General features: G+C 70.0%; 22 protein-coding genes and 2 pseudogenes. 14 read left to right on the top strand and 10 right to left on the bottom strand.

Annotation, left to right across the window (positions count from 1 at the left end; genetic code table 11):
* The 10 genes and pseudogenes from VGB24_RS15395 to VGB24_RS15440 form a co-directional block, all read left to right on the top strand.
* A pseudogene (locus tag VGB24_RS15395) lies at positions 1-445 on the top strand (3-deoxy-8-phosphooctulonate synthase); the annotation flags it as partial.
* A complete protein-coding gene (locus VGB24_RS15400) occupies positions 438-1,001 on the top strand; it encodes a KdsC family phosphatase (protein WP_331073839.1) in 564 nt (187 codons plus the stop codon). The pseudogene VGB24_RS15395 and the gene VGB24_RS15400, both read left to right, overlap by 8 nt.
* An 80-nt stretch (positions 1,002-1,081) precedes the next feature.
* Entirely contained in the window at positions 1,082-1,996 is a 915-nt protein-coding gene (locus VGB24_RS15405; protein ID WP_349263926.1) for a KpsF/GutQ family sugar-phosphate isomerase, read from the top strand.
* A 5-nt stretch (positions 1,997-2,001) separates the two neighbouring features.
* Positions 2,002-2,565 (top strand): LPS export ABC transporter periplasmic protein LptC, encoded by a 564-nt coding sequence (gene lptC, locus VGB24_RS15410; RefSeq protein ID WP_331073841.1) that lies wholly within the window; start codon positions 2,002-2,004, stop codon positions 2,563-2,565.
* Entirely contained in the window at positions 2,565-4,067 is a 1,503-nt protein-coding gene (locus VGB24_RS15415) for an LptA/OstA family protein (RefSeq protein ID WP_331073842.1), read from the top strand. Before lptC ends, VGB24_RS15415 begins: the two co-directional genes overlap by 1 nt.
* 521 nt (positions 4,068-4,588) lie before the next feature.
* Positions 4,589-5,302: pseudogene (gene lptB / locus VGB24_RS25370) on the top strand (LPS export ABC transporter ATP-binding protein); the annotation flags it as partial.
* A 425-nt stretch (positions 5,303-5,727) separates the two neighbouring features.
* Positions 5,728-7,215 (top strand): RNA polymerase factor sigma-54, encoded by a 1,488-nt coding sequence (gene rpoN, locus VGB24_RS15425; protein ID WP_331022061.1) that lies wholly within the window; start codon positions 5,728-5,730, stop codon positions 7,213-7,215.
* Positions 7,212-8,231: a glycosyltransferase family 2 protein gene (locus VGB24_RS15430; protein WP_331073844.1), complete on the top strand. Its 1,020-nt coding sequence runs from the start codon at positions 7,212-7,214 to the stop codon at positions 8,229-8,231. The genes rpoN and VGB24_RS15430 overlap by 4 nt, the downstream gene beginning before the upstream one ends.
* Positions 8,228-8,455 (top strand): hypothetical protein, encoded by a 228-nt coding sequence (locus VGB24_RS15435; protein WP_331073845.1) that lies wholly within the window; start codon positions 8,228-8,230, stop codon positions 8,453-8,455. The genes VGB24_RS15430 and VGB24_RS15435 overlap by 4 nt, the downstream gene beginning before the upstream one ends.
* Before the next feature lie 105 nt (positions 8,456-8,560).
* On the top strand, positions 8,561-8,830 hold the full coding sequence (locus VGB24_RS15440) for a hypothetical protein (RefSeq protein ID WP_331073846.1): 270 nt from the start codon (positions 8,561-8,563) through the stop codon (positions 8,828-8,830).
* 77 nt (positions 8,831-8,907) lie between these two features.
* Here VGB24_RS15440 and VGB24_RS15445 read toward each other — a convergent pair whose 3' ends face one another.
* Entirely contained in the window at positions 8,908-9,333 is a 426-nt protein-coding gene (locus VGB24_RS15445; protein ID WP_331073847.1) for a hypothetical protein, read from the bottom strand.
* Positions 9,334-9,529: 196 nt separating this feature from the next.
* Positions 9,530-10,198: a DUF4189 domain-containing protein gene (locus VGB24_RS15450; RefSeq protein ID WP_331073848.1), complete on the bottom strand. Its 669-nt coding sequence runs from the start codon at positions 10,196-10,198 to the stop codon at positions 9,530-9,532.
* 226 nt (positions 10,199-10,424) lie between these two features.
* On the opposite strand from VGB24_RS15450, the gene VGB24_RS15455 reads away from it, so the two are divergent.
* Both VGB24_RS15455 and VGB24_RS15460 read left to right on the top strand, forming a co-directional pair.
* Positions 10,425-10,931: a secretin N-terminal domain-containing protein gene (locus tag VGB24_RS15455; RefSeq protein ID WP_331073849.1), complete on the top strand. Its 507-nt coding sequence runs from the start codon at positions 10,425-10,427 to the stop codon at positions 10,929-10,931.
* Positions 10,932-11,010: 79 nt separating this feature from the next.
* Positions 11,011-11,451 (top strand): DUF6174 domain-containing protein, encoded by a 441-nt coding sequence (locus VGB24_RS15460; RefSeq protein ID WP_331073850.1) that lies wholly within the window; start codon positions 11,011-11,013, stop codon positions 11,449-11,451.
* Positions 11,452-11,525: 74 nt separating this feature from the next.
* Here VGB24_RS15460 and VGB24_RS15465 read toward each other — a convergent pair whose 3' ends face one another.
* From VGB24_RS15465 to VGB24_RS15500, 8 genes are all read right to left on the bottom strand, one after another.
* Positions 11,526-12,023 carry a GreA/GreB family elongation factor gene (locus VGB24_RS15465; RefSeq protein ID WP_331073851.1) on the bottom strand — a complete coding sequence of 166 codons (498 nt, stop codon included), beginning with the start codon at positions 12,021-12,023 and terminating at the stop codon, positions 11,526-11,528.
* 72 nt (positions 12,024-12,095) lie between these two features.
* Positions 12,096-13,013 carry a lysylphosphatidylglycerol synthase domain-containing protein gene (locus tag VGB24_RS15470; protein WP_331073852.1) on the bottom strand — a complete coding sequence of 306 codons (918 nt, stop codon included), beginning with the start codon at positions 13,011-13,013 and terminating at the stop codon, positions 12,096-12,098.
* On the bottom strand, positions 13,010-15,496 hold the full coding sequence (locus tag VGB24_RS15475) for a YfhO family protein (protein WP_331073853.1): 2,487 nt from the start codon (positions 15,494-15,496) through the stop codon (positions 13,010-13,012). Before VGB24_RS15475 ends, VGB24_RS15470 begins: the two co-directional genes overlap by 4 nt.
* Positions 15,493-16,620 carry a glycosyltransferase family 4 protein gene (locus VGB24_RS15480; protein WP_331073854.1) on the bottom strand — a complete coding sequence of 376 codons (1,128 nt, stop codon included), beginning with the start codon at positions 16,618-16,620 and terminating at the stop codon, positions 15,493-15,495. Before VGB24_RS15480 ends, VGB24_RS15475 begins: the two co-directional genes overlap by 4 nt.
* 260 nt (positions 16,621-16,880) lie before the next feature.
* Positions 16,881-17,492 (bottom strand): Ig-like domain-containing protein, encoded by a 612-nt coding sequence (locus VGB24_RS15485; protein WP_331073855.1) that lies wholly within the window; start codon positions 17,490-17,492, stop codon positions 16,881-16,883.
* Positions 17,493-17,560: 68 nt separating this feature from the next.
* The gene (locus VGB24_RS15490) at positions 17,561-18,193 is read right to left on the bottom strand and encodes a class I SAM-dependent methyltransferase (RefSeq protein ID WP_331073856.1); all 633 of its coding nucleotides are present in this window, start codon (positions 18,191-18,193) and stop codon (positions 17,561-17,563) included.
* Positions 18,194-18,429: 236 nt separating this feature from the next.
* Positions 18,430-20,640 (bottom strand): hypothetical protein, encoded by a 2,211-nt coding sequence (locus VGB24_RS15495; protein ID WP_331073857.1) that lies wholly within the window; start codon positions 20,638-20,640, stop codon positions 18,430-18,432.
* Between the two features lie 366 nt (positions 20,641-21,006).
* Positions 21,007-22,206, bottom strand: coding sequence for a glycosyltransferase family 4 protein (locus VGB24_RS15500; protein ID WP_331073858.1), 1,200 nt, complete (start codon positions 22,204-22,206; stop codon positions 21,007-21,009).
* Between the two features lie 94 nt (positions 22,207-22,300).
* Here VGB24_RS15500 and VGB24_RS15505 point away from each other — a divergent pair, with 94 nt between their 5' ends.
* The gene (locus tag VGB24_RS15505) at positions 22,301-23,044 is read left to right on the top strand and encodes a polyprenol monophosphomannose synthase (RefSeq protein WP_331022077.1); all 744 of its coding nucleotides are present in this window, start codon (positions 22,301-22,303) and stop codon (positions 23,042-23,044) included.
* 32 nt (positions 23,045-23,076) lie between these two features.
* Positions 23,077-24,807, top strand: a complete 1,731-nt coding sequence (locus VGB24_RS15510; protein ID WP_331073859.1) for a HEAT repeat domain-containing protein — start codon at positions 23,077-23,079, stop codon at positions 24,805-24,807.
* The last annotated feature ends 109 nt before the right edge of the window (positions 24,808-24,916 follow it).

The raw sequence follows: 24,916 nt of genomic DNA on the forward strand, positions 1-24,916 counted from the left end.
GCCGGTGAACGTAAAGAAGGGGCAGTGGATGGCGCCGCACGAGATGAAGGGCGCCGTCGCCAAGGTGCGCGGCGCCGGCTCGCCCGCGGTCGCCACGACGGAGCGCGGGACGTTCTTCGGATACGGGAACCTGGTGGTGGACATGCGCTCCTTCGCGCTGATGCGCGAGGCCTGCGACGCGCCGGCCATCTTCGACGGCACCCACTCCGTGCAGCGCCCGGGAGAGGGCGGGGGAATCAGCGGCGGCGAGCCGCGCTTCATCCCGCCGCTCGTCCGCGCCGCGGTCGCCGCCGGGGCCGATGCGCTCTTCATCGAGACGCACCCGGAGCCGGCCAGGGGCCTGTCGGACACCACGAACATGCTGCCGCTGGAACGCCTGCGTCCCCTGATCGAAGAGGTGCTGGGGCTGCGCGCCGCGCTGCGGATGGAGGCTGCCCGTGTTTGAGCCCATAGATCCCGCGCTGGCTCGCCGCATCCGCATGGTCGTCTTCGACGTGGACGGCGTGATGACGGACGGCGGCGTCTACCTGGGCGCGACGGCGAGCGGCGAGTCCGTGGAGCTCAAGCGGTTCGACATCCAGGACGGCCTGGGCGTGCTGATGCTGAAGAACGCCGGCCTGCGCGTCGGCATCGTCACCGGCCGCGTCTCCGAGGCCGTGCGCATCCGCGCCGGCGAGCTGAAGGTGGACGACCTTCACCAGGACCCGAAGGCCGACAAGCTCAACGCTCTCACCGAGATCCTGGAGCGCAACGGCATCGGCTGGGAGGAGACGGCGTTCCTGGGCGACGACCTGCCGGACCTGGCCGTGCTGCGCCGCGTCGGCCTGCCGGCAGTCGTTGGCAACGCGACGAGCGATGCGCGGGCCGCCGCCGTTTGGGCCGCCAGGAAGCACGGCGGGCACGGCGCGGTCCGCGAGTTCGCCGAGGCGCTGCTGACCGCGCGCGGCCAGTGGGCCGACGCCGTCGCCCAGTACGTCGCCGAGCGCGAGGCGGGGCGGTGAGCGCGCTGCAGGAACTGCTGGAGGTGGAGGGCGCCCTCGGCGTCGCCGACACGCTGGACCGCGCGCGCCTGGTGATCCGCATGGAGGCGCAGGCCGTCGCCGCGCTCGAAGGCCGCATCGGCGACGAGTTCGCGGGCGCGGTGGAGGCCATCCTCACGGCGACGGGCCGCGTGCTGGTCGCCGGCATCGGCAAGAGCGGGATCATCGGGCGCAAGATCGCCGCGACCCTCACCTCGACCGGGACGCCGGCCACCTTCCTCCATCCCGTCGAGGCACTGCACGGCGACCTGGGGATCGTGGGGTCGGGCGACGTGGCCATCCTGCTCAGCAAGAGCGGCGAGAGCGAGGAATTGCGCGGGCTGTTGGAGTTCCTGACGCGGATGGACGTGCGGGTGATCGCCATGACGGGGCGGATGAGCTCGGCGCTGGCCCGCCACGCCGACCACGTCCTGGACTGCTCCGTGGCCGAGGAAGCCTGCCCGCACGACCTGGCGCCCACGTCGTCGACCACGGCCACGCTGGCGATGGGTGACGCGCTGGCGGTGGCGCTGCTGCTGCGCCGAGGGTTCGGCCGCGAGGACTTCGCCCGCTTTCACCCCGGCGGCGCGCTGGGCCGCCGGCTGCTGCTCCGCGTGCGGGACGTGATGACGGACGCCCCCGCGGTGCGGCCCGACACGACCATGCGCGAGGCGCTGGTGCTGCTCGCGGAGCGGCGCGGAACCGTCGCCGTGGTGGACGAAAACGGGCGGCTGCTGGGGGTGGTTACCTCCGGCGATTTGACGCGATTGATGGAGCGGGAGGAACAGTTCTTCCGAATTTCCGTATCTGAGGTGATGACGAACACTCCCCGAACCGCCGAGCCCGACCAGCTCGCCGCCGCGGCCGTCGGCGTGATGGAGCGGAACGGCGTGATGGCGCTTCCCGTCGTGGACGGCGAAGGGCTTCTCGTGGGGATGGTTCACCTTCACGACCTGATGCGGGCGGGAGCCGTCTAGGCCATATGAGCAGGACCATTCTCCGCGTTTTCGTGTGCGCCCTGGCGCTGCTGGCCGGCTGCGACGGCGAGTCGGGCATCGCCGCGCCCAAGGCCAACGTCGACGCCGACGACGGCCAGCGCACGTACGGGCTGAACCTGAAGCTGAGCGACGGCGGCGTGCTGAAGGCCGATTTGAAGGGCGACACCGCCTTCCAGCGGCCCAACACCCAGATCTTCGACCTCAAGGGCGTGCAGCTGACCTTCTACGACAAGCAGGGGAAGAACCCCGGCACGCTCACGTCCAAGACGGGGGAGTACGACGAGGCCACGGCGGTGATGGTGGCGCGCGGCAACGTGGTGCTGATCACCAAGAACGACGAGGGGCGCCAGCGCACCGTGCGCAGCGAGGAGCTGCACTACGACCAGCGCGGCGACCGCGTGTGGAGCACCCGCGAGACGACCATCGTGGAAGAAGGGCGTACGATGGTCACCCAGGGCTTCGAGTCAGACACGCGCTTCAACAACATGCGCGGCAACCGGGCCAAGGCCGAGGGCGTGCAGGTGAACGCCGGGGCGGGGGACTTCTGATGCGCCGCCTCCTTGCCATCCTCCTCGCCGTCGCGGCGGGCGCGGCACTTCCCGGCGGAGCCACGGCGCAGAACGTCTGCGACTTGGTCTACCAGCAGGGCGGGTGGAGCAGCAGCGGCCCCGAGGGGCAGCGCATCATCAACGCCGGCGGGCCGCTGAACGTGCGCTGCGCCAACGGCGAAGACCTGCGCGCCGACAGCGCGGTGATGTTCGAGGCCATCAACGAGGTGCACCTGTTCGGCCGCGTGGACTACCAGGACCCCACGCGCGCGCTGACATCGGACTATGCCACGTACAACGGCAACACCGGCCGGCTGTGGGCCACCGGCAGCGTGGTGTTCACCGACAAGAACCGGGGCAGCACCCTGCGCGGGCCCAACCTGGAGTACTTCCGCGCCGGGATGGGCCGTCCGCAGGCGCAGGCCATCGCCACCGAGCGCCCGCACCTGACCGTGGTGCCCTCGTCGCGGGGGCGGCAGCCGATGGAGATCGACGCCAACCGCATCACCACCGCCGGCGAGCAGTTCATGACGGCCGAGGGGAACGTGGTGATCGACGGCAAGGAGATGGACGCCTGGGCCAGCGAGGCCTACTACGACGCCACCGCCGAAAAGATGGAGCTGCGCGGCAACGCCCGGGCGAAGGGCGAGCAGTACGAGCTGACGGCGGACTACATCGAGAGCATCCTGGCCCAGGGCGCCATCGACCGCGTGCTGGCGCGCGGCAACTCGCGGCTGGTGCAGGAGCGGCTTCGCATCACCGGGCCCCAGCTGCAGATGTTCTTTGCCCGCGACTCGCTGCAGCGCCTGGTCTCCGGCAACGCGCCGCAGTCCAGGGGGCGCTCCGTGGCCCTGGCGCGCGGCTTTCGCATGGAGGCCGATTCGCTGGAGGCGCTCACCCCCGGGCAGCGCGTGCGGCAGGTGATCGCCATCGGCGCGGCGCAGGGGCAGTCGTGGGACACGCTGCAGGTGTCCGGGCCCACGCCTCAGGACGCCGCCGGGCAGCCCGACACCGTCGCGGGGCTGGCGCTGGGGCAGCGCGACCTGCTGTTCGGCGACACCATCATCGGCTACTTCCAGTCGGACTCGGCGCGTGCGGCGGCGCGGCCCGCGGGCGCCCCGGCCGACACGTCGCAGAACGCCCAGCTGGAGCGGCTGCTGGCACTGGGCTCGGCGCGGGCGCTGTACCGCATGGCGCCGTCCAGCGACTCCGCCCAGGCGGCGCGCGCCGGCGGGCGCCGCGGGATCAACTACCTGATCGGCGACACCATCGACCTGGCGTTCGCCGACGGCGAGGTGGACGTGGCGACGGTGCGCGGGCTGAAGCGGGGCGTCTACCTGGACCCGGCCCAGCGCGACACCGCGCGCGCCGATTCCGCCGCCGCACGCGTGGCCGAGCGCACCCCCGCGGCTCCGGCGGGCGGGCAGCCGACGTCGCCGCCCGCGCCCGCGCCGACGGGGTCGTCGACGCCACCGCCCGCGGACCGGCGGAGGGTGCCATGAGCGGCGGCTTCGAGCGGGTGGCCGCGGCCAAGGGTCCGGCCGACCTGAGCACCCTCATCGCCCTGCGCGCCCTGGTGGACCACGCCAACGGCGACGGCACGGTGGAGCGCGCCACCTGGCTGACCGCCGTGCGCGAGGAGTACCGCCGCTGGTACGCCCGGCACGACGGCGCCGCCGGCCATCCGCAGAACTTTCCGGCCGCGGAAACGGTGCGCTACCTGGACGAGCACATCGTCCGCGCGCTGGAAGACGACGGCCTGCTGGAGCCGTTGCCGCACCCCGGGCCCGACGACGGCGAGCTGGCCCCCGCGGCGGAGTGGGCGGCCGTGCGGCTGACCCCCTGGGCCGCGGGCGAGGTGGACGCGAACCGCCAGCGGATCGTGGAGATGCTCGACGCGCGCATCGGCGGCATCCTGCGCGACGGCGCGTCGTCCTCGGCTCCGGCCGACCTGGCCGACGAGCCGGCGCCGGACGACGTGCAGGCTCCGTCGACCGCCTACGTGGCGCGCGCGTCGGCGCTGGTGCCGGGCGGGTCCACGCTCAAGGCCACGGGGCTGGTGAAGACGTACCGCAAGCGGCGCGTGGTCAACGAGGTGGACCTTCACGTGTCGCAGGGCGAGATCGTGGGGCTGCTGGGGCCCAACGGGGCGGGGAAGACCACCAGCTTCTACATGATGGTGGGGCTCATCCGCCCCGACAAAGGCAAGGTGTTCGTGGGCGGGCGCGAGATCACGCGCATCCCCATGTTCCGCCGGGCCCGCGCGGGGATCGGGTACCTGGCGCAGGAGCCATCCATCTTCCGCAAGCTGACGGTGGAAGAGAACGTGATGGCCATCCTGCAGATGATGCGGATTCCCCGGGCCGAGCGGAAGCGCCGGCTGGAGACGCTGCTGGACGAGCTGTCCATCAAGCACGTGCGAAAGAGCCGCGCATACGCCCTCTCGGGCGGCGAGCGGCGGCGGCTGGAGATCACCCGCGCGCTGGTGGGCGAGCCCAAGTTCATGCTGCTCGACGAGCCGTTCGCCGGCGTGGACCCCATCGCGGTGCACGACATCCAGCAGATCGTCAGCGGGCTGCGCAAGCGCGGCATCGGCGTGCTGATCAGCGATCACAACGTCGAGCAGACGCTGGACATCGTCGACCGCGCCTACATCATGTACGACGGCCGCGTGCGCGTTTCCGGCACGGTGTCGGAGCTGGTGTGGAACGACGAGGTGGCCGAGATCTACCTGGGACCCACGCTCACGGCCCGCATGCGCGAGCGGTATCCCAATCCCGCCCTGTCGCGGCCGGCCGCGAACGACGATACTCCGGGCGTGGCGGACCAGGACGGCTCCTGGCCCGATCAGGGCGAGCCGATGGCGGCGGACGGCTACGACGAGGTGCTCGACGAGCCGGAGCTGGCGTGGGCGCACCCCGCCGACGCGGCGGGCCACGACGGCCCGGCGGCGCTGGAGACGGCGGGGATGGACAGGAACGGGGACGAGACCGGCTTCGGCGTGGCGGACTCGGACGGTGAGGAACCGGATGTGTCGAGTCCGGCGCGATACGAGGCGGAGCGAGGCGGCTGAAGGCCCCCAACCGATGACGCGTGAACCCGCGGCCCAGGGCCGCTGGCCCGGGAACGGCGGCGCGCGGAATCCAGAACAGGACGAGCGGTATGAAGACCGGTCTCTACCAGGGAACGACCCTCAAGCAGGAGATGAAGATCAATCCGCGCCTGTACCAGGCGATGGATCTGCTCTACATGCCCCTGCTGGACCTTCAGCAGCACCTCAAGCAGGAGCTGCTGAACAACCCCTTCCTGGACCTGGTGGAGCCAGACGCCGAGGAAGAGGTCAAGGCCGAGAAGGACGACGAGAAGAAGGACGACGAGATCGATTGGGAGGAGATCCTCCTGAACGGCTTCGAGACCGGCGGCCGCCGCGAAGAGTACGAGGAGCGCGAGTACTACGAGCCGGTGTCGGTGGATACCAAGGACCTGGGCGACCACCTTCACGACCAGCTGACGCTGCTTCGCCTGTCGGAGCGCGAGCTCCTGCTGGGCGAGGAGATCATCGGCAACATCACCGACGACGGGTACCTGGTGTGCCCGCTGGAGGAGATCGTCCAGACGCTGAACGACTTCGTCCGGGGCACCGAGGAGTTCCAGGGCGTGCCGCCGTACGTGCTGGAAGAAGCCGAGCGGATGCTGCGCACCGTGCAGGGCTTCGACCCGGCCGGCATCGCCGCGCGCGACCTGCGCGAGTGCATTCTGCTGCAGCTGCGCGACTCGGTGGTGCAGGACCTGATCAAGGAAACGGGCGAAAGCGAGCCGCCCATCGCCGAGATCGAGCGGCGGCTGAGCGACAGCCTGGCCTTTCGCATCGTCCGCGACTACTTCGAGCAGCTGATCAACCACCGCTGGAGCGAGATCAGCAAGGAGCTCAGCATCACCCCGCGCGACGTGCAGGACGCGGCGGACGAGGTGGCCAAGCTCGATCCCAAGCCCGGCCTCAAGTACTCGTCCGGGGGCGACAACTACATCATCCCCGACCTGATCGTCGAAAAGATCGAGGGCGAGTACCTGGTGTTCCTGAACGACACCAGCCTGCCGCGGCTGAAGCTGTCGCGCGCCTACCGCGACATCGCGAAGGACAAGAAGAAGTTCGTCGGCGAGAACAAGGAGTTCATCAGCAACAAGCTGAACTCGGCCAACTGGATGATCCAGGCCATCGAGCAGCGCCGGCAGACCATGCTCAAGGTGATGAACTTCATCGTCGACCGGCAGCGCGACTTCTTCGACAAGGGCGTGCAGTACCTCAAGCCGCTGACCCTGCGCGAGGTGGCCGAGGTGATCGACATGCACGAGTCCACCGTCAGCCGCGTGACCAACGAGAAGTTCGTGCAGACGCCGCGCGGCGTGTTCCCGCTGAAGTTTTTCTTCTCGTCGGGCCTTTCGACGACGAGCGGCGAGGACGTGTCGGCGCGCGGCATCAAGGCGCAGATCGAAAAGCTGGTGAGCGACGAGGATCCCGCGCACCCGCTGACGGACCAGGCCATCGTGAACATCCTCAAGGACGACGGCATCCAGATCGCGCGGCGCACCGTGGCCAAGTACCGCGACCAGCTGGGGGTGCTTTCGGCGCGCATGCGCAAGCGCGTGTGAGCGACGGCACCCTGCTCCAGGTTCCGCCCGCGCAGAGCCCCGCCGCACCCGGCGGGGCTTCGCCGCTTCCCGTGGTGCCGCCCCACCTGCGCAGCAACTTCGCCGTCCTGGTTCCCGCCTTCGACGAGCTGGAGAACGTGCCCGCGCTCTTCGCCGAGCTGCGCGCCACCTTCGACCGGCACGGCCTGGCGGGCGAGGTGATCGTGGTGGACGACGGGTCCAAGGACGGCACCTACGAGGCAGCCCTGCGCGAGGCCGCCTCGTTTCCGCGCGCCCGCGTGCTTCGCCACCGCCGCAACCGCGGCAAGACCGAGGCGATGGTCACCGGCGCGTACGCCGCCGAGAGCGAGTACCTGGTGCTCTTCGACGCCGACCTTCAGCACTCGACGGAAGAGATCCCGCGCTTCCTTGAGGCGCTGGGGAAGGGGGTCGACATCGTCACCGGGCGAAAGGTGGGGCACTACGACAAGCGCGGGGTGTCGTCCATCTACAACCGCCTGTCGCAGACGCTGTTCGACGTGCCGGTGCGCGACCTGAACAGCATGAAGGCGTTCCGCACCGAGATCCTGCGCGAAATTCCCCTTCGCCACGACTGGCACCGCTTCTTCGTGGTGCTGGCCCACGCGCAGGGGTACACGGTGTCGGAAATCGACATCGAGCTGTTTCCGCGCCGCGCGGGGGTGGCCAAGTTCTCGGGGCGGCGCCGGGTGCTGGTGGGCGTGGGCGACCTGGTGGTGGTGTGGTTCTACCTGAAGTTCAGCGAAAAGCCCATGCAGTTCTTCGGCGGCGGCGGGCTGCTGCTGATCCTGGCGGGCTTTCTGGTCGGGCTGCTGACGATCGTCCTCCGCGTGGCGGGAACGATGCCCCCCTTCGGCTACCGCCCCCTGCTGACCTTCGTCGTCCTCCTGGAGACGGTGGGCTTCATCCTCTTCGGCTTCGGCTTCATGGCCGAACTCATCGCCACGCTGCGGACGGAGGTAGACGAGCTGCGCAGGCGTGGCGGGATCGGGGGATGATGGACGAGCCGCGGGTGGACCGCACTGCATTCTCCGTCTTCGACTCGTTCGAGGAGGCCGACGCGGCAGATGCCGCGTACTGGCGTTCGCGTACTCCCGAAGAACGCTTGGCCCACCTAGAACTCCTGCGCCGGATCAACTATGGCGAGCGGGCGGCAGGTAGAATGGAGCGGGTCCTCGTGATCGAATCGGAACTGCCGACCGACCCGCCACACTCACACTGAGCCCAGCCTGTCGGTGCCACACGGTGGCGTGTTCAGTTTGGGTCTTGATGGGAATGCCACGCGGCCTCAGATTTGGGGCCGCGTGTCCATTTCCGGAGGGGGCTGATGAGGATGATCGGGATCAAGGAGGCGGTGCAGGCCGCACTCGGCTTCGCCCAGGAGCTGTACGGACTGCAGGATGCCGAGCGGCTGACTCTGGAGGAAGTCGAGCCCACGGACGACGAGCGCTTCTGGATGGTGACGCTCGGGATTCCGGCTGCGCTTCAGCCCGTGGAGCTGATCGCCCGGCGGACCGACCATGAGCGCTACAAGGTGTTCAAGGTGGATGCGGAAACGGGGCAGGTCCTCTCGATGAAAATGCGCCAGGCGGCATAGGTGCGTGGATGATAATGAGGAGGGGCGCGGACGAGAACGTCCGCCCCCCTTCGTGTTCTACTCGGGCCCGCGCGCGGTCAGACCAGCGGGTTGCCTACGTCCTGGTCGCCAGCGGGGCGGGCGCGGATGCCGTTCCCAATGTCCTCGCCGGGGGTGACGCGGCCGTCTGCGCCCTGCAGGCCGTTCGCGGGCTTCGCCTCGATGCCGTTGCCGACGTCCTGGCCCGGGTTCACGCGGTTCGCGCCGCCGCCGGTGCCGGCTTGGCGCTCGCCGCGCTCCACCGGGTTGTCCATCCCGCTGGCCATGCCCTCCGTCGCTGACATGTTCTCGCGGTCGTGCAGCCGCTCGCCCTCGCCCGTGACGTCGCCCTGGCCGGTCCGGTTCGCGTAGGCCGTGGCATTTTCGATGTCTTCCAGGCGGCCGGGCTGCATGTTCAGCCGGTCCTGCGCGGCGGCCTCGGGGTGCCCGTCCACGTTGGTCCTGTCGTCCTGGTTTCGGTCCATGGGGATCTCCTGGTTCCGGTGTTTCCGCAAGTCATGGGGCGGGGCGGAGTTGCAAGCCACGTTCCGGCGCGCGTGGGGGGCGGCCGCATCCGCCAGGCGACGCCCGGGCCTGCTCCCGCGGACCCTCGTAGGCAGAACGGCCCTCTCTCGCGTGTGGCGGGAGAGGGCCCTTCGATCGAACCTGCCCGTGCAATCGTCAGGGGGCGCCGCTGTCCGCCAACCGCGAGTTGCACGCGTACGCCACCACGCTGCAACCCGGCCCGCTTGCACTGCACTCGACGTATGAGTTGGTTTTGGCCACTTCGCGGGTGGCGCCGACCGCCCAGCCGGAGCCCAAGCCGTTGCTGGCGTATGCCCCGCACGTGGGGCCGATGACGCGCACCACGACGCGGCAGTTGAGGCACTCCTGCAGTGCGTTGCTGTCCGCGTCGGCCTGCGAGGGGTGGTCCCAGCTGACGCCCCAGGCGCCGTCCGGTCCCACGGCGATCGCGCCGAACTGGCCTTCGGTCGTAGCGGCCAATTGGATTGCGGCGGAGCAACTCAGCGCCGCGCTGGTCCGCAGGCGCTCGTGGGCGGCGACAACACGCGCGTCGATCTCGCCTGGCGTCGCACGCCCGGCCAGCGCGCCACGGATCTCGCTGTCGACCACCTCCAGCACGCGCTGATCGCGTGCGGCATCACACTCCTCTCCCGCAGTGTCTACGGTGGCGGCGGTGGCGGGGAGAGTGCCGACCAGCGTGTCGGCTGGCGTTTCGCTGGATGCCGGTGGAAGGGCGGCCGACTCGTTGGATTCCCGCCCAAGGACCGCAACCAGCACGACGGTGGCGAGCACGAGCAGGGCGAGTACGACGAGGGGGAGGCGCATGGCGGAGGCTGTACGGATGGAGTCGCAACGGTGGGGACCGCGTGCGGCTACGACGAGGCTCCGCGGAGTTCCCGGCGCCGCGCTCTGAATCTACCACGAATTCCCACGTGTGTCATTCGCCCGGGATGCGTCTGGATCCGGATAGATACGTCTTTGCCCCGCATCGTGTTATCTTCCCTCCCTTCACCTGTAGTCGAGGCCACCCTTCCGCGGAAGTCACCCGGCCATGATCCGCATTTTGACGCTGCTCGTTCTCGCCATCAGCCTGGCGGCGGCTCCCGCGCATGCGCAGACGGGCGGGCGGCGGATCACGGCCTCGTTCCAGAACGTGGAGATGCGCGACGTGGTGCGCGCCTTTGCCGAGTTCTCGGGAACGTCCATCGTGGTGGGGCCGGACGTCGCCGGGGTGGTGACGGCGGAGGTGAGGAACCAGCTGTGGGACGTGGCCTTGCGCGCCATCGTGGAGGCCTACGGCTTCGGCGTGCAGGAAGTCGGCGGGGGGCTGCTGCGCATCGACTCGGCCGTGCGCATTTCGGGGCAGCGGCCGGACGCGCCCCTGGTCAGCCGTGCGATCCGGCTGAACTACGTGCCCGCCGAAAGCATCGCCGCCGCGCTCGGGCACGTGCTGACGGAGCGGGGCAGCATCTCCGTCCTGGCCTCCGCCAACGCCGTCGTGGTCACCGACACGGAAGAGGCGGTCGCGCGAGTGGTGCAGCTGATCGGCCATCCCTGAGACCTGTCAGGACGAACCGGCGTCGCACGTTCTCAGGGGCGAGAAACGAGGTACCCGCTCCCTTTTCCGCTGCCCGACGATGAAGATCCTCACCCCGCTGCTGCTCGCCCTTGCCCTGTCCGGCTGCGCCCGGCCGTTCCTGCTTCCGCGCGACGAAGAAGGCGAAGTTGCGGCCCAGCGCCGCCGCTGGGAGTCGCACGACCTGGACGACTACCGCTTCACCTTCGCGCGCGACTGCTTCTGCGCACCCTTGGGCGTGGTGGTGGTGGAGGTGCGTGACGACAAGGTGGTGTCCGTCAAGGAACTGCAGACCGGCAACCCGGTCACCGGCACCACCGCGCAGCAAATCCCCACGATCGAGCAGCTGTTCGGCTACATCGCCCGGGCGGCGGACGAGGGGACGTACCTGGAGGTGGAGTACCACTCGTCGCTGGGCTACCCGGCCGCGGCGGAAATCGGCACGCTCGCAAACGATGCGGGCGCCCGGTACTCCGTGGGCAACGTGCAACGGGTTCGCTGAACGCATCCTGTACCCACGCGAAAGCCCCGGCCGACCAGCCGGGGCTTTCGCCGTTCCAGGCCCAGCGGTGTGGCTCAGGCCGTCCCGGCCTTGTCCAGCATCTGCGGCAGGGTGACCACTTCCTTCACGTGCAGCTTGCGCTCACCACGGGGAAGCTGAATGCTCACCTTGTCGCCCTTCTTCTTGCCCATCAGCTGCTGCCCCAGGGGCGACGCCATCGAGATCTGGCCGCTGTCCAGGTTGTCCTTGTCGATGAAGTCGCCGAACGCCAGCGTGAACACTTCCTGCTCGCGCGTGCGCATGTCCGTCACCGTCACCCGCGAGCCGAAGCCCACGCGGTCTGCGGGGATCTGCGACAGGTCGATCTTCGACAGCTCGCCCGCGCGCATGGTCAGGTGGTTCAGCCGGGCCTGGATGAACTGCTGCCGCTCGAGCGCCGCCTTGTACTCGGAGTTCTCACGCAGGTCGCCGTGCTCCACGGCCTTCTTGATGGCTTCGGGAAGCACCACCTGCAGCTCGTGCGTCAGGCGCTCGATCTCTTCACCCAGTCTGTTCTTCAGCTCGTCGAGCATGTAGCGGTTCCGATGATGGACGGTCCACGTGCGGCAAAGGGGGCAAATGTAACCGCAACCCGCCAGAGCGCGCTACTGTGGCGGGGGCGTTCGGCGCGCCAGCATCACCGCCGCGCCGCCGCCCAGCAGCTCGGCCGCGATCGTCCACAGGCGCGCCGCGATGGCCAGCACCGCCGCCACGCCCGAGGCCATGTACGGCTCCAGCAGCATCTTCATCGACACCTCGCGCAGCCCCGCGCCCCCCGGCAGCGGCGACAGGTAGCCGAACACGAACGAGAGCGCGTTCACCCCGGTCAGCGCCGGCATCAGCGACCACGGCACGTCGATCAGCGACGCGATGAACAGGTGGTAGGCAGCGCCGTACAGCAGCCAGCTCACCACCGAGAGCGCCAGCAGCACCAGCCCGTCGGCCCAGCCGCCGTTCCAGCGGATCACGTCGCGCTTCAGCAGGCGCGGGATGGCGGAGAGCAGGCGGTTCAGGAAGGCCGGGTGCACGGCTAGGACGGCGCCCGCGGAGAGCGCGAGGGCGGGCCACAGCGGGTCGATGCCGCGGAAGATGCCGCCCGTGACCGTCCACGATGCGACGACCACGGCGGACAGCAGCGACATCCCCGTGTGCACGAGCATGGAGGTCAGCAGCACGGCGCCGGAAAGGCCGGCCGACTTGCTGAGCTGCGCGACGGCGATGAACTGGAACACCTTGCCGGGAACGTAGCGCGCCAGGTTGGAAAGGAACCAGATGCGCTGCAGCGCGCCCAGCCGCACCGGCGGATGCTCGAAGTGGCGCAGCACCCGGCTCCACACCCACACCCCCCACGCCAGCACCAGCACGTGGGCCGCCACGCTGGCCGCCAGCAGGGTCAGATCCGCCCGCCAGTCGAAGTCGCGAAGCTCGGCCCAGTGCGAACGGATGGTCGCCGCCAGGTACCACACCGTGGCGGCGACCAGGAGGAACGCGACCGTCCGGCGCAGGGCCGGCGAGGGCTTCACGCTGGCGCTGGCTCCGTCGCGGGGGCCGCGCGCGGGCGATGGCGCACCAGCAGGAACATGGCGTACACGGCCAGTAGCGCGAACCCGCCCAGGTACAGGTAGAAGCCGGTGTACAGCGCGGCGGGGCGGAAGGTGAATTCCACCGTGTGGTTCCCGGCCGGCACCACCACGCCACGGAAGGTGTGGTTGGTGCGCACGATGGGGGTTTCGCGGCCGTCCACCGTCGCGCGCCAGCCCTCGTAGTCATTGTCCGCCAGCACCAGCAGCGCGGGCCGGCTGGGGGAGGCCTGCACCACGACGCGGTCGGGCTCGTGCGCCGTCACCCGCGCGCCGCCGGTCAGCGGGCCGGCCGGCAGCGACACCTGCGCATCCGCGGCGACGAACGCCGTCTGCGCGGGGTTCCATCCGCCCGCCAGCATGGTGGGGAGCACGCGGTCCGCCGGCAGCTTGCGCACCTCGGGCACCAGGTAGGCCCGCGGCAGGGCGGCCGTGTTTTCGTAGACGACGGCGCTGCCGCGGTGCACCTCGCGCAGGGCGGGGTGCACCAGCGGCGCCATGCTCACCACGTAGCGCACGTTCGCCGCCTCCATCAGCCCCGGGCGCGGGGCGAAGACGATGGCCTGGTTGCCGTCCGGAGTCTGCACCACCCCCAGGCTGTCCTGGGGCCCCAGGAAATTGTGGAAATCGGTGATCTCCTGCTGCCCCGCGCCGATGTACTCCACCCACCGCTGCAGCGGGTTGGGGTGCTCGCCCGCCACCTGCTCCACCCCGTACAGCATGGGATAGTCTCCGCCCTTCGAGCCCCCGCGCCCCCAGGTCTGCAGCCCCGCGCCCGGAACGGAGAACGCCCACACGCGGTGCGGACCCGGCCGCGAGTTCAGGAAGCTCACCACGTCGTCCGCCGCGAACGCCTGCTCGGGCCCGGCGGTGGTGTGAAAGAAGCGGCGGTCGATGATCCACAGGTCCGCCGCCGTCAGCAGCGCCAGCAGCACCCCCGCGGCCAGGGACGACATCTTGCCGGCCGTCCACGCCCACAGCGCCGCGGTCACGCCACCCGCGAAGAGCGCGAACCGCATCCACCCGGCCGCCCGGCTGGGCTCGCCCGGGGCGCCGGTGCCGCCCATCATGGCGCCCAGCACGGCGACCGCGACCACCGCGAGCCCCACCCACAGCACCCTTTGCAGCCCGCTCTCGTCCGTGCTGCCCACGCGCCGCGCCGCGGAAGCCGCGCGCAGCTCCGCGATCCGCTCCAGCGTGAGCGCCGCCATCACCACGGTAGAGAATGCGGCGACGAAGTACACCAGGTCCGGCGCACGGAAGCGGTTCAGCCCCGGCAGCAGGGTATAGTACAGGTAGTACAGCGGCGTGTTGCCCCCCAGCGCCATGCTCAGCGCAAAAACCGTCAGGCCGGCGAAGAACCACCAGTACCGGCCGCGGCGCGGCAGCGCCGCCCCCAGCGCCAGCAGTACGATCACGAAGGCGCCCACGTATTCCGTGTGGAGCCGGAACCCGCCTTGCACCCGATACGGCGGAAAGAGCGCGCGCCCCGTTTCCGGGTCCTGCAGCGAGGCGCCCACGTGCTCTGGCACCGCCATTCCCACCAGCCCCACGGGGGGCATGGAGTACGACACCGAGTACTCGTAGCCGCGCCCGCCCTCCATCCCGCGCGGGGAATCATCGACGTAGCCGCGGAAGGGGAGGAAGTTGACGGAGGCCAGCAGGAACGCGAACGCGACGGATCCCAGCCCCAGCGCCACCGTCTTCCCCAGCGCGGCGGGCCGGCGGTGCAGGCCAAAGTGGAAGAGCAGGTACACCGCCCAGATCAGCCCCGCCAGGATCAGGTAGTACGAGTTCTGGATCTGAAAGCTGAGCAGCGCGAACGCCAGCGTGGCCGCCGCGCCGGCGAACGGGGCCACGGCACCCGTCCGCACGCCGCGGTGCAGGCAGAAGAAGAAGAGCGGGGCCATGGTAGCCACCATGACGCGCCCGTCGTGGCCTGCGTACACCCACGACATGGTGACGCCGGTGAACTGGAAGGCGATGCCGGCCACGAACCCCACCCAGGGGCGGCAGCCCAGCTCCCGCGCCAGCAGGTACATGCCCAGCCCGGCCAGCCAGAACTGCACGACGAAGATGGCGCCCAGCACCTTGCCCGTGGGCAGCACCGCCTCCGCCAGCAGGTGCACGGGGTGATAGGCGCTGCCGGGGTTGGCGTACACGGGCATGCCGCCGTACACGTACGGCACCCACTTCGGCAGCGACCCGGCACTGAAGCGGTCGGCGAAGAAGTCGTAGAAGAAGTAGCTCCCCGCCAGGTAGTCGGTACCGAACATCTGCCGCCCGGGCAGGAACGACGGGAAGAAATACAGCAGCGACAGCGCGAAGAACACCGCCGCGGCCACGCCGAAGCGCATGGGCAGCTCGGTGTCGATCGGCGCGGCCAGCGCGGAGGGACGGCGGGGCGGGGGAGCGGTCTTCTTCATGATGGCGATGGGGAACGGGACGCGGTGCGCCCCTCGGCGAGTCGGTGGAGAAAGCGAAGGTGATCGGCGGCGACGGCGCCCCAGCGGAAGCGCTCGGCCGACGCACGCGCAGAGACGGACAGGGCCTCGCGTTCCGCGGGCGCGTCCAGCAGCAGCGCGCTGGCGCGGGCCAGGGCGCGCGCGTCGCCCGGGGGAACGGTCAGGCCCCCGCGGGGAGCGTCGACGACTTCGGGGAGCGAGCCGGCCGCGGCGGCCACCAGCGGAACGCCCGCGGCCATCGCCTCGGCGGCCACCATCCCGAAGCCTTCGAAGCGCGACGGCATCAGCTGCACGGCGGCCCCGGCGAACAGCGCCTGGCGCTCGGCCTCGCTGACGGCGCCCATCATGATGATGTTCCGGTCGATCCCCAGCTCGCGGGCCATCGCGGCCACCCGGCCGGCGTCCTTGCCGCGCCCGGCGATCCGCAGCTCCAGCGCGGGCCGGTCTCGCACCAGCAGGGCGAACGCCTCCAGCAGCGTATCCAGCCCCTTCTGGAAGACGTCCAGGCGGCCGAAGTACAGCAGGAAGTCCTCGGGGCGACGAGGCAGGTCGAACAGCTCGTCGGGCACCCCAGCGTACACCATGTCGATGGGCACGTCCGGCGCGATCTGGCGCAGCAGGTCGCGCGTGGCCAGCGACGTGGCGCTCAGTCGCGCGGCGCGGCGGATCATCGCCGTTTCCAGCCGGCCGATGGCGGGCGCCAGCACCGGGCCCCAGCGCTCCCGCGCCGTCGGCCCGCTCACGTGGTGCACCGTGATGCCGACGGGCCGGTCCATGGGGACGAAGACGGGCGTGTAGGTGGAAAAGTCGAACACCGCCGCGTCGTACCGCGCCGACCTCAGCAGCGCGTTGGCCGCGCGGGCGTACGTCAGGCGGCTCCACGCGTACGGGCCCGCCGCGCCCAGGCGCAGGTAGCGCACGCCGTCGATCGCCTGGTTCCTCGCCCCGGGATGGTTGCCCGTAGCGACGGTGGCGTCCACCTCTCCCGCCAGGTGCCGGTACAGCTCGAAGGCGCGGACGGCGCCGCCCCCGGCCACCCAGGGGTTGAACGGATCGTCGTAGATGACGTGAAGGACGCGGAGCACGGGCGGGCGGGGCGGTCAGCGCGGCTGGACGAGCGCCACGGCGGGACGTCCCACGCCCGGCGCGACCGCGGCCGCCACCACGCGGGGAATCATCCGGAAGCGGCGAAGGTGCATGGGCCCATGGGCGGAAGGGGAGCGAAACGGCGGCAAGATAGCCGTCCGGACCGGCCGCGTGCAACCCGGGGAGCGGGCCCGAACGCAAGCGGGGGAGCGGGCCGGAAGGCCGCTCCCCCGCCGTGGCCAGCGCCGTCCGGCGCCGGCTACCAGGTGGCGTTCCACATTCCGCTGAACGAGTACCCTTCCACGTGGGTCCAGGTCACCAGGCCGCTCTGTACCGCCCGGTTCGCCGCCAGGCCCCGGTACACCGCCTTCATGCCCTGGGAGGTGCCGGAGGGATCGACACGCGAGAAGCGAACGCTGTCGGCGTCGAACCGCTCCACGCTGATGACGGCCTTGGATCCCTGCTGCCACACCGCGTTGTACACGGAATCGGCCAACGTCCAATTCGCGCAGAGTGTGGCCGTGTTGGTCTCGCACGACTGGATGATCGCCGGCACCACCCACACCCGGGTCGTCGCGGCGGCGTCGCCCGCCCGCGCCGTGATCGTGGTGGAGCCGAGGGAGTTGGACGAAATCACGCCGTTCGCATTGACCGTGGCCACGTTGGTGTTGCTGGACGTCCACGTCACGCCCCGCGGCTTCATGACGTCGCCCTCGTCATCGTAGCCCACCGGCGAGAGCGTTCGCGACGCGGAGTTGCCCATGGTGACCGTCTGCGGAAGCACCAGCGTGGCCGGGGGAGCGACGGGATCCGAGCAGCCCGCCAGGAGCGCTGCGGCCAGCAGGGGTGCGCACACGAATTGAAAACGCATCGTTAGCTCTGAGTAGGAAACAGATGGGGGAGAGGTCCCCGGAAACATACATCGCGCCAGCTCGTCGCTCAACCCCGGGGGTCGATGGTAACCAGCACGCTGAAGGAGCCCAGGTTGCGCCGGGCCAGCACGGAATACTTGAGCGCCTCCAGATCGCGGCGGTAGTAACGCGCCGCGACGGCATATCGTGACGCGTCCACCTGGTCCAGGACGATCTGCCGCCACTGGGCGGGCGTCATCAGCCGCTCGTTTCCCACGTCCTGGCGCGGATAGCGGTCCGATGGCACGCTGAACACCACCGAGCGCGCCACCCTCAGCTGCTCGCGGACCAGCGCGCCGATCTGCTCGTCGGAAAAGTGCTCCATCAGCCCCTGCGAGAGGGCGGCGCCGAAGGCGGCTTCGCGAAACGGCAGCTGGAAGGCGTCGGCACCCATCACGCGGGCGCGCGGGCCGAACCGGTGAAGGTTGGGCAGGGCGGCCTGCATGATCCGCGCGTCGTTGTCGATGGTCAGCGTATGCGGCACCCACCGCGACAGCAGCGCCGACTGCGCGCCGCTCCCCACGCCCACCTCCAGCACCGAGCCGTTCGCCCGCCGCAGGGTTTCGCGCAGGAGGTCCCAGTGGATGAGGTTGCGCTTGACGAACGTGGGGAGCGAGATGGTCTCGACCCGGAAGTTCTTCCAATCTGCGGGTTGGATCACGAGGCGTTCGGGTTCGTTCCGGGCCGGGGGCGCCGGCCTGCCTATGGGGGAGGGCCGCCGCGGCAGCCGCGGAGAGACGTTCAAACCCGCGCGTTTACGATAACACGAGCCGGAGACCGCGGGCAACCGCGGGGGCAAGATCGACGATTTCGTGGACGTCCGAAGGGGCGGAGCCGGATCTCCCCAGCTCCGCCCCTTCACGGCCGCGGGCGTGAAGGGGCGGCCTCACTCCCAGCCTACTGCTGGCTGAAGCTGAACAGGTCGAAGCGGGACACCAGCGACTCACCATCTCGGCCGTTGGCCCGCAGGCCCACCTGCCCGGACGTGAAGCTGGCATCGCTGGCCTGTGCCACCAGCGAGCCGTTCACGTATGCCTTCAGCGTAGTGCCCGACGCTTCGAAGCGAATCGTTTTCTGCGTGCCCACGGGAAATGAGAGGTCCACCTGCTGCGTCAGGGGAGTGAAGGTGCCGTTCAGCGCCTTGTAGATCTCGATGTTCGAGTGCCCGAACCGCGAATCATCACGGATCGCCAGGAGGTAATAGCTGCTGGCACTCTGCGCGCGAAGCACCAGCCCGGCGTCCGCCGCCTGGTCCGTCTTCGTCTCCACCCAGCCGTTCACCATGTTCACGCCGTTGCGGAGCGCGATCGCCTGACGGGCGCCGGTCCCGGCGACCAGGTGCCCGCCGGAAACCGACCACGCCTCGGGCGTGTTGATCAACGTGTAGTTGTTCAGGCTCGCGGCATCGTTGAAGTTGTCCGTCGGGCTCACCACGCTCCAGCGCAGCACGGCGTAACGCGTCTGGTCGGCGGAATAGACGTGGTTGACTCGGAAGCCGAGCAAACCCGACGTGAACGTGGCGTCGGTCGCCTGCGCTACGAGCGTCCCGTCGAAGTACGCCTTCAGCGTCGTTCCCACCGCCTCGAACCGGATCTTCTTGGTGATTCCGCGCGGAAAGCTCAGGTCTACCTGCGGGGAAAGTGAGGTGTAGGACCCGTTCACGGCCTTGTAGATCTGGATGTTCGCATGGCCGTAGCGCGAATCGTCGCGAATGGCGAGTAGATAGTGGCTGCTCCCGTTGCTCTGCGCTCGCACCACCAGCCCGCCGTCCACTGCCTGGTCCGTCTCGGTTTCCACCCAGCCGTCGGCGATGGTGACACCTTGGCGAAGCTGGACACTGCTTCCGGTGCTGCCGGTGGCGGTCATATAACCATTGGTGATTCTCCATCCATCGAAGGTGCCGTACGTCGCAAAGTTGGACAGATCTCCGGAGGTGAAGCCGCCGGTGCCCTGACCCGGCTGGTTCGGATCGGGTTGGTACACAATGTCGACGTTAGGGGGGGAAGGGCAGCCGCCAGCCGCGGGCGAGGTATAGCACGGGTCAGCCGGGTCCAGGTACACGACGCCCGCGGTGTAGAACCGGTGCTTGACGTTGAACCCTCCGAAGGCCCCTTCTCCCCAGAAATCGTCGTTGTTCCAGGGGCTTTCGATACCCGAGTCGCGCTCGTACACCTTGATCCACGTTACGCCGTACGTCGCGAAGTTGATGCCCCGGTACGGTGTGGTCACTTCGTCATAGGTGAAGCCATCCCAGCCGAAATGCCCGTCTTCATCCATGATCTGTTCGTCGATCTTTGTGCCCCCCATGCCCGCGTAGTGCTTCACCATCAGTTCGATGCCGCCGATGCCATCGCCACGGTAGTTCTTGAACGAGTAAAGAACGCCCAGGAAGGTCGCGACGGGGTTGGTGTTGAGGTTCGGCTCGGCGTCACCGGCGTCGACCATGGTGATGGTGGATTCCTGAGCGCTGGGATCCTCGATCCCTGCATAGGCGGTGGTGGCCGAGCGGGTGGGCCGCCGCACCGCCTTGGGCTCGGCAGGATGCAGGAAGATCACCGTCTGCGACGGCGTACCGGCCCGGGTGTCGAACTGGAGCGCAGACCCGTCGGGGGCGTACCCGGTGAAGCGCGTCTCGTCGATCCTCATGTTCGAGCCGACCACCACGTCACCGGAGCCGGCCCACGCCCGGCGGTGCTCGGAGAACGGCACGTAGAAGTCCATGCGGGGCAGTTGGGCGATCCACCCGCGTACCGTCTCCTCTTCCACTCCGTTCGCCGCCGCCATCGCTTTCACCATCCTGCCCCCGCCGGGGGTTTCGGCGAAGGCCTGCAGCACCAGCTTGTGTTCGTTGAACCGCGACTCGCGCATTGCCCGATGCAGCGTCGCACGCAGGCCAGGCTGGTCCATGGCACGAGCCAAGGCGCGGGCGAACGCCTCTCCGGCCGCCTGTGCCTCGGCGTGCGACAGCGCCGGCGCCAGGTTCCGAACGTCCGTGAGAGCGGGCTGGCGGCCGCCGTCACATGCGCTCGCGAGCACGGCGAGTGCACCGCACGCAATGGCGAGCGGCTTCCAGCGACTGCGTGAATCCGTGGGACGGGTTTCCGACATCGGCTACTCTCCAGATAGAGGTATGCGGGCCCGGACGGGTTCCGGGCTCCGGCGGGGTTCCGCCCACCCGCCAAGGGATGCCGCGAGCGCCACGCACGGGGGTTCTCTTCGCAGCGTTGGAAGAGGCCACGAAGCGCTAGAAACTATCCCGAACGATTGAGCGGCGTCCCGTATCTTCGGCGTATGTACGGTAGGCGCCTCCAACAGTATCCGACAGTTTCGAAACTGGCAAGGGAAACAGCGACTACTTTCCTCGCATGGGTGGATGCACAAAGAAGCCGCCGACGGAGGACGCCGTCAGCGGCTTCTCGAGCATTCCTTGTTCGAAACCCAGGGTCTCCGCAGACACCCCCCGGACATGCGTGGCTACGCGCGCCCCGCTACCCGGCGGTACACGTCCGCGAGGCGCCCCACGATCACGGCCCACGAGAAGCCGGCCTCCACGTCCTGCCGCCCGTGCAGCCCCATCTCGCGGGCCGCCGCGGGGTCGTCCATCATCCGCGTGATCGCGTTCGCCAGCAGCCTCGCGTCGCCTGGGGGGACGAGAAAGCCGTTGCGCCCGTCGCGGACGATGTCGACGATGCCGCCCGCCGCGCTGGCGATGGTGGGCTTGCCGTAGCTCATGGCCTCCAGCAGCACGACGCCCAGCCCCTCGGTGTCGCCTTTGGCGTCGACCACGGCGGGAAGGACGAAGCAGTCGCAGGCGGCGATGCGCGCCTTGAGCTCGTCCTGGGTGACGAAGCCGTGGAAGACCGCTCGCTCGCCCAGCCCCAGCCGCGCCGCCTGCTCCTGAAGCCGCGGCCGCTCGGGGCCGTCGCCCACCACGCGAAGGACCACCGGGCGCTCCGGCGCGAGGGTCGCCAGGGCATCCAGCAGCAGGTGCACGCCCTTGCGCTCCACCAGCCGTCCGACGAACAGCAGCTCGAAGGGCGCGGCGGGGTCCGTGCGCGCGGGCGGAAGCCGGGCGGGCGGCTCTACCGTGGCGCCGAAGGGGATGACGGCCGGGTCCGCCCCGGGCACCTGCCGCTTCAGACGGTCCGCCGTGTAGGTGGAGATGGCCGTCACCGCGTCGGAGCCGCGCACGATGCGGCGCAGCACGGGCGAAAGGAACGGCAGCTCCTTTTCCATCCACGTCAGTTCCACGCCGAAGAACGTGGACACCAGCGGCACGCCGGACGCGCGCTTGGCCGCCAGCCCGATCACCCCGTGGGGCAGGGGCCAGAAGGCGTGCACCACGCCGAAGCGCCCCGTGCGCGCCAGCCGCGCGGCCGCGAGCGATCCGGAGGCCACGTAGCCGGGAACCAGGCCCAGGAACGCGGGCTTCTCGCGGATACGGTCCGGCGCCGTCTGGTCGTGGGTGAGCGTTTCCCAGGGGCGCGGCGCGTAGCGAAAGCGGTGCACGGTCACGCCGTCCACCGTCTGCGCGCGCAGGCCGCGGTAGGCCGGCGCCAGCACCTCGACGTCCACGCCCAGCGGCCGCAGCCGGCGGATGGTTTCCACCATCCAGGGCGTGATGACGTCGTCCGGGTCTCGCGGATAGGCCGAGACCAGGTACAGTACCTTCACTTGTGGGAGGGGGAGCGCCGCGATAGGTTGTGCATCTGCCCAAACTAGGGGCTTTTCCCAGCAAATACAAGCACTCCCCACGCGTTTCGGACGTTTGCAGCGCGCCCTCGTCATCATCCCGACCTTCAACGAGAGCGAGAACCTTCCGCGCCTCGTTCCGTCGGTTCTCTCCCGCGATGAGCGGCTCGAAATCCTGGTGGTCGACGACAACTCGCCCGACGGAACCGGCCGCCTCGCCGAAGAGATCGCCGCGGCCGAGCCGCGCGTGCACGTCATCCACCGCGCCGGAAAGCTGGGGCTGGGCACGGCCTACATCGCCGGCTTCAAGTGGGGGATCGAGCGCAAGTACGACATCCTCTTCGAGATGGATGCCGACTTCAGCCACGATCCCGCGCACCTTCCGCAGTTCCTGGAAGCGGTGCAGGACTACGACCTGGTGCTGGGGTCGCGCTACCTCCACGGCCGGGTCACCGTCGTCAACTGGCCGATGGGGCGCCTTTTGCTCAGCTACTTCGCCAACTCGTACGCCCGCTGGGTGACGGGGCTCCCCATCGCCGACGCCACCGGCGGGTTCAAGTGCTTCCGGCGGCAGGTGCTGGAGTCCATCGAGCTGGACCGGGTGGAAAGCAACGGCTACGCCTTCCAGATCGAGATGAGCTTTCGCGCCTGGAAGAAGGGGTTCCGCCTGGGCGAGATCCCCATCATGTTCGTGGACCGCGACCTGGGCGAGAGCAAGATGAGCAAGAAGATCGTCCGCGAGGCCGTGTGGCGCGTCTGGCGGCTGCGTTTCCTCGCCGCCACCGGCCGCCTGGAAAGCCGCCCCGCGCTGCGCGCCTGAGCCGGGCCCCGTTTCTCTTCCGCCGACACCGAATGCACGAATCCGCGCCCGCCTTCGTCCGTGCCCTAGCCGCCGCCGTGCTGCGCGACGGCGACCCCGCGGCCCGCGCCGCCGAAGCGCACGCGGCCCTGGCGGAGGTGCTGGCCGGGCAGAAGAGCCTGGTGCTGGACGTGCAGTTCACGGGCTTCACCCACAAGGGCCAGCTCGTGGGCGGGGTGGATCCGCAGGTGCTGCGCGCGGCGGGGCACCTCATCACCCTGCGCGTCAACCGCATCGGCTTTACCCCCGACGCGCACGCGGCGGACCTGCAGGACACCTTCTTTCATCTCGCCCGCGGCGCCGGCGAGCTGGGCGAGGGCGGGATCGTCGGGGCGATGGCGGGCGCGCGGCCGTACGGGGTGTACCTGAGCACCTCCGCGGCCGAAGTCTACAAGCCCGCCCCGCGCACCCCCGCCGCGCCCGCGTCCGCCGCATCGCCGTCCCCCGACTCCGCTCCTTCACAGCCGACACCCGCCTCGACGCCGTACGTCCCGGTGGACGCGCCGGCCCCGGCCGTCGTGGAACCCGTGACGCCAGGCGCGTGGTCGGACAGCGACTTCGAGAGCACGGAGTTGGGGGAGTTCGAGATCCTGGATGCGGACGCCCTGCTGGCGGGGCCTCCGGGTAGCCCAGGGGGGGCCGGTTCCCCGACGCGCCCCGGGGCGGGGGAGCATGGGCGCGACGAGCCGCCCGTCAACGACATGTTCCACTTCTTCCGCACCGCGGCCTCGGCCGACGAGCAGGCGGAAGCGCTTCCGCGGCTGCTGGCGCAAACGGACAACGTGTCGCGCTTCGACGAGCTGGCCGACACGGCGGTGCGCACCGCGGTGCAGCTCCTGCGCTCCGACGCGCACGCCGAGGCGGTGGAGGTGCTCGACGCCCTGGTGCGCGAGGCGCAGCGGCCGGACCGCACGCGGCTGTTCCGCGACTCGGCGCTGCAGGCCATCCGCCGGGTGGGCTCGGCCGAGACGCTGCAGCGGCTGGTGGAGCTGCTGGGGCACGGCGGCATCGAGCGTGAGCGCATCCTGCGCTTCCTGGCGTTCACGGGCGGCGACGCGCTGCTGATGCTGGAGGGCTTCATCCATCGCTCGCCGGATGCCGAATCGCGATCGGCCGCGTTCCGCACGCTGCTGGCGGCAGAGGGAACGGCGGACCGGCTGATCGCCCACGCGGTGCAGGACCCCAACCCGGTTCGCGTGCGGACGCTGCTGGAGCTGGCCGGGGGGCCGGGGGTGGACCCCGAGGTGGCGCGGCGCTGGGCGGCCGAGGCGGCGCGGCACGCGGACGCGGGGATCCGCGCGGACGCTGCACGCTCCGCGGCGGCGCTGGGCGGGCGCGGGTCGCTGCGGGTGCTCGTGGACCTGCTGGGCGATCCCGAGCGCGTGGTGCGCCGCGAGGCGGTGCAGGGGCTGGGCGGCCTGGGCGAAACCGCGGCCGTTCCGTTCCTGGCGCGCGTGCTGAACGACGGCGGCGACGAGGAGCTTCAGGCGCTCGCCGCCCAGTCGCTGGGGCGCATCGGCTCGGCAGAGGCGCTGCCGGGGCTGCTGGGAATCGTAAACAAACGTTCCTTGTTCTCGCTCAACAAGGTCACACGCCTGAAGATGGCGGCGCTGCAGGCCATTGCCCGCATCCGCACGCCGGGCGCCCGCGAGGCCCTGCAATCCGTGGCCACTGGCCGCGACGAGTTGGCGGAGGAAGCCAAGAGGTTGTTGGCCGGGCTCTGACCGGCACCATGAGAGGGCTCTGGTCCAGGCCTCGGTGCACCAGGGGCGGGTGAACCCGCGGCTGGAACGGCGGTAAGCCCCGACTCGGGCCGCTGCCGCGTCCCGCTCG

This window comes from Longimicrobium sp. (genome assembly GCF_036399935.1).
Classification (GTDB): domain Bacteria; phylum Gemmatimonadota; class Gemmatimonadetes; order Longimicrobiales; family Longimicrobiaceae; genus Longimicrobium.